The 7,502-nt window shown below is 72.7% G+C and carries 7 protein-coding genes; 4 read left to right on the forward strand and 3 right to left on the reverse strand.

Annotation, left to right across the window (positions count from 1 at the left end):
* Nucleotides 1-52: 52 nt before the first annotated feature.
* The 3 genes from ACZ7L0_RS01395 to ACZ7L0_RS01405 form a co-directional block, all read right to left on the reverse strand.
* Entirely contained in the window at nt 53-745 is a 693-nt protein-coding gene (locus ACZ7L0_RS01395; RefSeq protein ID WP_471240321.1) for an endonuclease V, read from the reverse strand.
* Nucleotides 746-792: 47 nt separating this feature from the next.
* The gene (locus tag ACZ7L0_RS01400; RefSeq protein WP_471240322.1) at nt 793-1,119 is read right to left on the reverse strand and encodes a plasmid stabilization protein; all 327 of its coding nucleotides are present in this window, start codon (nt 1,117-1,119) and stop codon (nt 793-795) included.
* A 72-nt stretch (nt 1,120-1,191) separates the two neighbouring features.
* On the reverse strand, nt 1,192-2,292 hold the full coding sequence (locus ACZ7L0_RS01405; protein ID WP_471240323.1) for a WD40/YVTN/BNR-like repeat-containing protein: 1,101 nt from the start codon (nt 2,290-2,292) through the stop codon (nt 1,192-1,194).
* Between the two features lie 189 nt (nt 2,293-2,481).
* Between ACZ7L0_RS01405 and ssgD the strand changes: the two genes are divergently transcribed.
* From ssgD to ACZ7L0_RS01425, 4 genes are all read left to right on the forward strand, one after another.
* Nucleotides 2,482-2,898: a spore wall synthesis regulator SsgD gene (gene ssgD, locus ACZ7L0_RS01410; RefSeq protein WP_471240324.1), complete on the forward strand. Its 417-nt coding sequence runs from the start codon at nt 2,482-2,484 to the stop codon at nt 2,896-2,898.
* Nucleotides 2,899-3,311: 413 nt separating this feature from the next.
* Nucleotides 3,312-4,937 carry an ABC-F family ATP-binding cassette domain-containing protein gene (locus ACZ7L0_RS01415; RefSeq protein ID WP_471240325.1) on the forward strand — a complete coding sequence of 542 codons (1,626 nt, stop codon included), beginning with the start codon at nt 3,312-3,314 and terminating at the stop codon, nt 4,935-4,937.
* Nucleotides 4,938-5,073: 136 nt separating this feature from the next.
* Complete coding sequence (gene ddaH / locus ACZ7L0_RS01420; RefSeq protein WP_471240326.1) at nt 5,074-5,850, forward strand: dimethylargininase; 777 nt, start codon at nt 5,074-5,076, stop codon at nt 5,848-5,850.
* 240 nt (nt 5,851-6,090) lie between these two features.
* Entirely contained in the window at nt 6,091-7,065 is a 975-nt protein-coding gene (locus ACZ7L0_RS01425) for an acyl-ACP desaturase (RefSeq protein ID WP_471240327.1), read from the forward strand.
* The last annotated feature ends 437 nt before the right edge of the window (nt 7,066-7,502 follow it).

Genomic DNA, 7,502 nt, shown 5'->3' on the forward strand with positions numbered 1-7,502 from the left:
CTCAGACGCGGATTCGAGTGTCGTACTCAAGTACCGCACGCTGGTGCCGCACTCAAACGCCGCCTGCCTCCCGAAGCGCACGGCGGCACAGCGCGTCCGCCCGTCGCGTGGTCTCCGGAAGCCGGTAGGCCGGCGTCAGCGCCAGCGTGTGCGCGCAGGCGTTGTCGAGGCTCACCCGGTGGCCGACGGAGACGAACACCGGCTTGACGGCGTCCCGGGTGCGCAGGGCGCGGCCGACCTCCTCGCTGCCGGCCAGGAGCGGGGAGCCGCTGCCGCGCCGCGGGGCGGGGTCGTCGTAGGCGAAGGTGAAGGGGTTCTTCGCGACGCCGACGGTGGGCAGACCGGTGAGGACGCCGAGGTGACTGGCGAGGCCGAATCGGCGCGGGTGGGCGCGTCCGTAGCCGTCGCAGACGACCAGGCCGGGCGGGCAGGGCAGGGCGTCGAGGGCCGCCAGCACGGTGGGCAGCTCGCGGAAGGCGAGCAGCCCGGGGACGTACGGGAAGGAGACCCGGCCGACGGCCGTCGCCTCGGCGGTCACCTCCAGGGTGGCCGCGTCCAGGACGACGGCCGCCGCCGCGACGACGTCCCGTTCGTCGTCGTAGGCCACGTCGACGCCCGTCACCTGCCCGGTGCCGGGGGGCGGCCCGGGCTCGTCCAGCACCACCCGCTCGCGCAGTTCGTCCTGCACCGCGCGGGCCTGTTCCTCCGTCGCGGGCCAGCCCGCGGGAATCCGTACGGTCGTCATGGTGGTGACGAGCGTACGGCCCGCGGGCCGGCGTGCGGGCCGTAGGGTCAGCCCTTGCCCAGCGCGCGCTGCAGCTCGCTCTTGTTCATGTCCGAACGGCCGTGGACGCCGCGGCGCTTGGCCTCTTCGTAGAGCTGGTCGTAGGTCGGGCCCTGGGAGCCCTTGCCGGACCGCTGGCCGCCGCGCTTGCCGGAGGACATGTCCTGGGTCGAGGTGCGGCTCGCGGTCTTGGACTCGCCGGACCGGGCACGTTCCTTGTTCACCGTGCGGGCCGCGATCTCCTCGGCCCGGTCGGTGCTCTCGCCACGGTCCTTGGCGCTCTCCTTGATGTGCTCGTACTGACGTTCCCGTTTGGGGCTGGAACCGCGTGGCATGTCGGTCACTCCTTTCATGTGACGGTGACCGAGTACCCGTTTCGCCTGCGACACCGCATCCCGCGCGCGGGTTCAGTGCTCCAGCCGGGCCACCCGCCCCTGTTCCCCCGCCGCCCAGCAACTCAGGTCGGGCGTGCAGTCGACGGTGTCGTACGAACCGGTGTCGAGCGTCTTCCAGGTGCGGCCGCCGTCGGTGGTGACGTCGGTGCCGGTGGGGCCGACGGCGAGGGCGGTGGTGCGGCTGTGCGGGAGCCAGGCGGCGCCTGAGCGGTAGGCGGGCGGGGGCGTGGCCGCCGGCTGCCAGGTGCGGCCGCCGTCCCGGGTGGTCGCCGCCGCCTGCGGGGAGGGCTGGTCGGCGCGGTAGTCGCCGCCGACCGCGAGGCCGTGGGCGCGGTCGCGGAAGGCGAGCGCGAACACACCGCGTGCCGGATCGCCGGCCGGGACCGGCGTGTCGGTGGCCGTCCAGGTCAGACCGCGGTCGGCGGAGTGCAGCACGCGCGCGTGCGCGCCGCCGCCGGTGGCCAGCCACACGTCCTTGGGCCCGGAGGTGACCAGGCACTGGCCGCTCGCCGCGAAGCCCGCCTCGCCGTCCAGCGCGGCCGGCATACCGTCGGCGGGCAGCACCCGCCAGGTGCGTCCACCGTCGGCGGTGGACAGTATGCGGAACTTCCCGTCGACAGGATCGCTCATCGCCAGGCCGTGGCGGCGGTCGAAGAAGGCCAGGCAGTCGTAGAACGCCTTGGGGTCCGTGTTGCGGAAGGACTCGGTCCAGGTCGCTCCGCCGTCGTCGGTGCGGTAGACGCGGGACGCCTCGCCCTCGCCGATGGCCAGCACCACCGCGCGCCGCGCGTCGAACGCCTCCACGTCCCGCAACTGCAGGTCGGCTGCGCCGGGCGGGGAGACGTCGTGCCAACTCGCCCCGCCGTCGGTGGTGCGCAGGACCGTGCCGCCGGTCCCGGCCAGCCAGGCGGTGTCGCGGTTCACGGCCGCCAGGCCCCGGAAGCGGGCCTGCGGCGCCCCGCTGTCCTTGAGCGCCCAGTGCGGCGCCCGGTGCTCCGGCGTGTGCGCCCGGGCCGGTACGGCGGTGAGCGCGGCCAGCGCCACCCCGCACACCCCGACCGCCAGCCGGCGATTCCCGCGTCCCGTCCGTCCCGCGTTCCCCGAGCGCCTCATGGCGGGCGAAGCTAGCCCACTCACCCGGCCGCGTCCAGACGGCCTTTCGGGCGGCCCCGCGCGTGAATGAACGCGGTGACAGAGGTCACTCGATATGTGTGTGCACGGAGTGGCTCATTTTGTCGTCTCTTCCAGTGCCCGGTCTTACAGTCCGGAAGCCCGTCCAGCCGCCAACGAGGGAGCAAGGCGTTGTCCACCGTCATCGAGCAGCCCGTAGAGGCACGCCTCGTCGCCGCCGCACCGCGCATGCCGAGCATTCCCGCCACGCTGCGCTACGACCGGCGCGACCCGTTCGCCGTCCGCATGACCTTCCCCGCCCCCGCCACCCTGGAGGGCGTGGAGGTGTGCTGGACCTTCTCCCGCGAGCTGCTGACGGCCGGCCAGCACGCCCCGGAGGGCCACGGCGACGTACGGGTGCGCCCGTACGGGTACGACCGCACCGTGCTGGAGTTCCACGCCCCCGAGGGCACCGCCGTCGTGCACGTCCGCTCCGGCGAGATCCGCCGCTTCCTGCAGGCCACGAACGACCTCGTGCCCACCGGCCTGGAACACCTCCAGCTCGACCTCGACCACGACCTGGCCGAGTTGATGCGGGACGCCTGCTAGCGCCTGTCCGGCGGATCATGCCGCAGACGCGGGGCTTGGCACGCCCACCTGCGGCGTTGTCGTCAGTCGCCGACGCTCCGCGTCGACGGGCGCCTTCACCGTCCCCGGGTCGACGGCCCCGGGGACGACGATCCCGTCGCGCCGCGCCGCTCCCCGAATAATCCGTTGACGGCCCCCACCGGCCTTCGTACGGTGTACAGCGATTCTGTTGCCGTCGATCGGAGTAGGACGTTGCTCGTCTGAGGTCCTGAGACACCGCGCCCCGCCGTCAGGTGGGTCCGCGCGCGTGCGACCTCGGCGTACGAGCCGTCCTCCGGCACAGGGCCCTGCCCCTCCCCCGGCCACACGGTTGCCGCCCCGCGGTGTCTCGACACGGGTTCACCCTGACCGCACCCAGCGACCGCGAGGCCCGTATGTCTCCTTCCCTCACCTGTACCTCCCTGTCCTTCGCCTGGCCCGACGGCACCCCCGTCTTCGACGGCCTCGACACCGCCTTCGGCCCCGGCCGCACCGGGCTCGTCGGCGTCAACGGATCGGGCAAGTCCACCCTGTTGAAGCTCATCGCCGGTGAGCTCACCCCGGCCGACGGCACCGTCCGGGTGGCCGGCGAGGTCGGCCACCTCCCCCAGAACGTCACCCTGGACACCGCGCTCCGCGTCGACGAGGCACTCGGCATCGCCGCCCGGCGGGGCGCGCTGCACGCCATCGAGGCGGGCGACGCGGCCGAGGAGCACTTCGAGACCCTCGGTGACGACTGGGACGTCGAGGAACGCGCCCTGGCGACCCTCGGCGAGCTGGGCCTCGGCCACCTCGGCCTGGACCGCACCGTCGGCGAGGTCTCCGGCGGCGAGTCGGTGCTGCTGCGCCTGGCCGCGCTGCTGCTGCGCCGCCCCGACGTGCTGCTCCTGGACGAGCCCACCAACAACCTCGACCTGTACGCCCGTCGGCGGCTGTACGCGGCCGTCGCGTCCTGGCCGGGCGTGCTGGTCGTGGTCAGCCATGACCGGGAACTCCTCGACCTGGTCGACCAGATCGCCGATCTGCGGGCCGGGGAGATCACCTGGTACGGCGGGAACTTCTCGGCGTACGAGGAGGCCCTCGCCGTCGAGCAGGAGGCGGCCGAACGCATGGTGCGGGTCGCCGAGGCCGACTTCCGCAAGCAGAAGCGCGAACTGGCCGACGCCCAGGTCAAGCTGGCCCGCCGCAAGCGGTACGGCCAGAAGATGTGGGACAGCAAGCGCGAGCCGAAGATCGTCATGGGTGCCCGCAAGCGCGCGGCGCAGGAGTCCGCGGGCAAGCACCGCATCCTGCACGAGGAGAAGCTCGCCGAGGCCAGGGAGCGGCTGGACGAGGCGGCGGAGGCCGTACGGGACGACGAGGAGATCCGCGTCGAACTGCCGTACACGGCCGTGCCGCCCGGCCGGAGCGTGCTCACCCTGCGGGAGCTGGAACTGGTGTACGGGGCGCGCGTCGAGGGCGGCCTCGAACTGCGCGGCCCGGAGCGGGTGGCCCTCGTCGGGCGCAACGGCGCGGGCAAGTCGACGCTGCTGCGCACGGTCGCCGGGGAGCTGGCGCCGGTGGCGGGCGAGGCGGCGGCGCACGTCCCGCTGCGGTTCCTGCCGCAGCGGCTGGACGTCCTGGACGGCGAGCTGACGGTCGCCGAGAACGTGGCCCGGTTCGCTCCGGGCGCCACCAACAACCGGATCCGGGCCCGCCTGGCCCGCTTCCTGTTCCGGGGCGCCCGCGCCGACCAGAAGGCGGCGACGCTCTCCGGCGGCGAACGCTTCCGGGCGGCCCTGGCCGCGCTGATGCTGGCCGAGCCCGCACCGCAGCTGCTCCTGCTCGACGAGCCGACGAACAACCTCGACATGGCGAGCGTGCGCCGGCTGACGACGGCCCTGGAGTCGTACGAGGGCGCGCTGCTCGTGGCCAGTCACGACCTGCCGTTCCTGTCCTCGCTCGGCATCACGCGCTGGCTGCTGATGGAAGGAGGGGAACTGCGGGAGACCACCCTGGAGGCGCTCGGGGATCCGGCGTAGCCCGCGCCGCGGAGCGTCTTGGGAGGGGCACGGCCGGGCGGTGAGGGTTTTGCCGTCGCGTACCGGCGCTGCATGATGGCGGACCGGCGCCGCACAGGATGGGCGCCGGACCGCCCCGCCGATACGGAGACCCCTCGTGCCCAGCAAGAAGGCCCTCGTCCGCCGCCCCAGCCCGCGCCTCGCCGAAGGCCTGGTGACGCACGTCGAGCGGGAGAAGGTCGACGTGGGGCTCGCCGTCGAGCAGTGGGAGGCCTACGTCGAGGCCCTGCGCACGCACGGCTGGGAGACCATCGAGGTGGACCCGGCCGACGACTGCCCCGACTCGGTGTTCGTGGAGGACACCGTGGTCATGTACAAGAACGTGGCGTTGATCACCCGGCCCGGCGCCGAGTCCCGGCGCGAGGAGACGGCCGGGGTGGAGGAGGCCGTGGCCCGGCTCGGCTGCTCGGTGAACTGGATCTGGGAGCCGGGCACGCTGGACGGCGGCGACGTGCTGAAGGTCGGCGACACCGTCTACGTCGGCCGGGGCGGGCGCACCAACGCGGCCGGGGTGCAGCAGTTGCGGGCCGCCTTCGAGCCGCTGGGCGCCCGGGTGGTCGCCGTCCCGGTGACCAAGGTGCTGCACCTGAAGTCGGCGGTCACCGCGCTCCCCGACGGCACGGTGCTCGGGCACATACCGAACGTGGACCGGCCGTCGCTGTTCCCGGGCTTCCTCTCCGTGCCCGAGGAGGCCGGCGCCCATGTGGTGCTGCTCGGCGGTCACAAGCTGCTGATGGCGGCCAGCGCGCCGAAGACGGCGGAGTTGCTCACCGATCTCGGCCACGAGGTGGTAACGGTGGATATCGGCGAGTTCGAGAAGCTCGAAGGCTGTGTGACATGTCTCTCGGTGCGGCTGCGGGAGCTGTACGCCTGACCGGGTGATCCATTCGCTCGTTCAGCCCTGGGACCTGCGAGTCCCGGGGCTCTTCGGCATGCCCCGATTCGTCCGGGTGACGCGGCCTGATCAGCGATCTTTACGCCACCCTTAACCTACGGCTTCGTAACCTACGGGTTCGTAGCCTACGATCACGTAGGTTCCGGCACCGCTCGCCGGTCCGCCCCCGACTGACTCGGGGTTCCTCCCCCTCTAGTTCGGCGTCCCCTGGAGTTACCTGTGACGATTACCTCCCCTCACCTCGGCAGCCCGTCCGTCTGGACCGACGCGCGGCTGCTGCACGCACTGGAGGAAGTGGTCGAGAAGGAACTGAACCGGCATCTGCAGGTCGCGAAGGACTGGATGCCTCACGAGTACGTCCCGTGGAGCGACGGCCGCAACTTCCCCGGCCTCTTCGAGGACGGCGAGGCCTGGGACAAGGAGCAGTCCAAGGTCACCGAGATCGGCCGCATCGCCCTCGTCGTCAACCTGCTCACCGAGGACAACCTCCCGAGCTACCACCACGAGATCGCCTCGCTCTTCGGCCGGGACGGCGCCTGGGGCACCTGGGTGCACCGCTGGACCGCCGAGGAGGGCCGGCACGGCATCGTCATGCGGGACTACCTGCTCGCCTCGCGCGCGGTCGACCCGGACAAGCTGGAGCAGTTCCGCATGTCCCACATGAGCGAGGGCTTCGAGTCCGACAACCGGCACTCGATGCTCCACTCGGTCGCCTACGTCGCCTTCCAGGAGCTCGCCACCCGCATCTCGCACCGCAACACCGGCCACCAGTCCGGCGACCCGGTCTGCGACCGCATGCTGGCCCGCATCGCGACCGACGAGAACCTCCACATGGTCTTCTACCGCAACCTGCTGAAGGCCGCGTTCGAACTCGCCCCCGACCTCACCATGCAGGCGGTGCGTGACGTGGTGGTCAACTTCCGCATGCCCGGCCACGGCATCCCCGGCTTCGAGCGGGCGGCGGCCCAGATGGCCATCGGCGAGGTCTACAACCTCCGCATCCACCACGACGACGTGCTCCAGCCCGTGCTCCGCTTCCTCAAGATCATGGAAATCGACGGGCTCGGCCCCGAGGGCCTCCAGGCGCAGGAGGAACTCGGCCTGTACATGGGCGGCCTCGACGCGGAGGCCCTGAAGTTCGACGAGAAACTGGCCGCCCGCAAGGCCCGGATGGCGGCACGAGCCGGAGCCTGACCGCCCTACGGGCCCCCGCCGGGGGCTTGGCGCCGGGTCCATGTCGGGCGCGGGCCGAGGGCTTGGCGACAGGGCCATGTCGGGGCCGGGCCGAGGCTTGGCGGCCAGTCCACGCCGAGCACAGGCCAAGGGCTGAACGGCGATTTCACGCCGGGGCGGGCCGAGGACTGAACGGCGAGTCGGCCCGCGCAGCCCGCCGGAGGGCAAGGCGCGGGCCATCGCCGCACAACGGCGCGGATCTCCGCACCGGGTGCCCGCCCACGCGGCACTCGCCGACGTGCGCGGCACGCGCTGCCGAGCCTACGAGCGACCAGCACGCCGTGGCGGCACCCACCCCGGCGCGGACCGAGGGCTGAACGACGAATAGGCCGCGCCCCCGGCCAGCGCAAGACGCGAGCCATCAGCCGCACGACGGCCCAGGCCCTGCGCGGCCACGG

This window comes from Streptomyces sp. NPDC039424, from assembly GCF_055639495.1.

What these genes read in the sequence shown, in the direction of transcription:
- ACZ7L0_RS01395 (WP_471240321.1), bottom strand. Translation starts at nt 745, where the DNA reads ATGACGACCGTACGGATTCCCGCGGGCTGGCCCGCGACGGAGGAACAG.
- ACZ7L0_RS01400 (WP_471240322.1), bottom strand. Translation starts at nt 1,119, where the DNA reads ATGCCACGCGGTTCCAGCCCCAAACGGGAACGTCAGTACGAGCACATC.
- ACZ7L0_RS01405 (WP_471240323.1), bottom strand. Translation starts at nt 2,292, where the DNA reads ATGAGGCGCTCGGGGAACGCGGGACGGACGGGACGCGGGAATCGCCGG.
- ACZ7L0_RS01415 (WP_471240325.1), top strand. Translation starts at nt 3,312, where the DNA reads ATGTCTCCTTCCCTCACCTGTACCTCCCTGTCCTTCGCCTGGCCCGAC.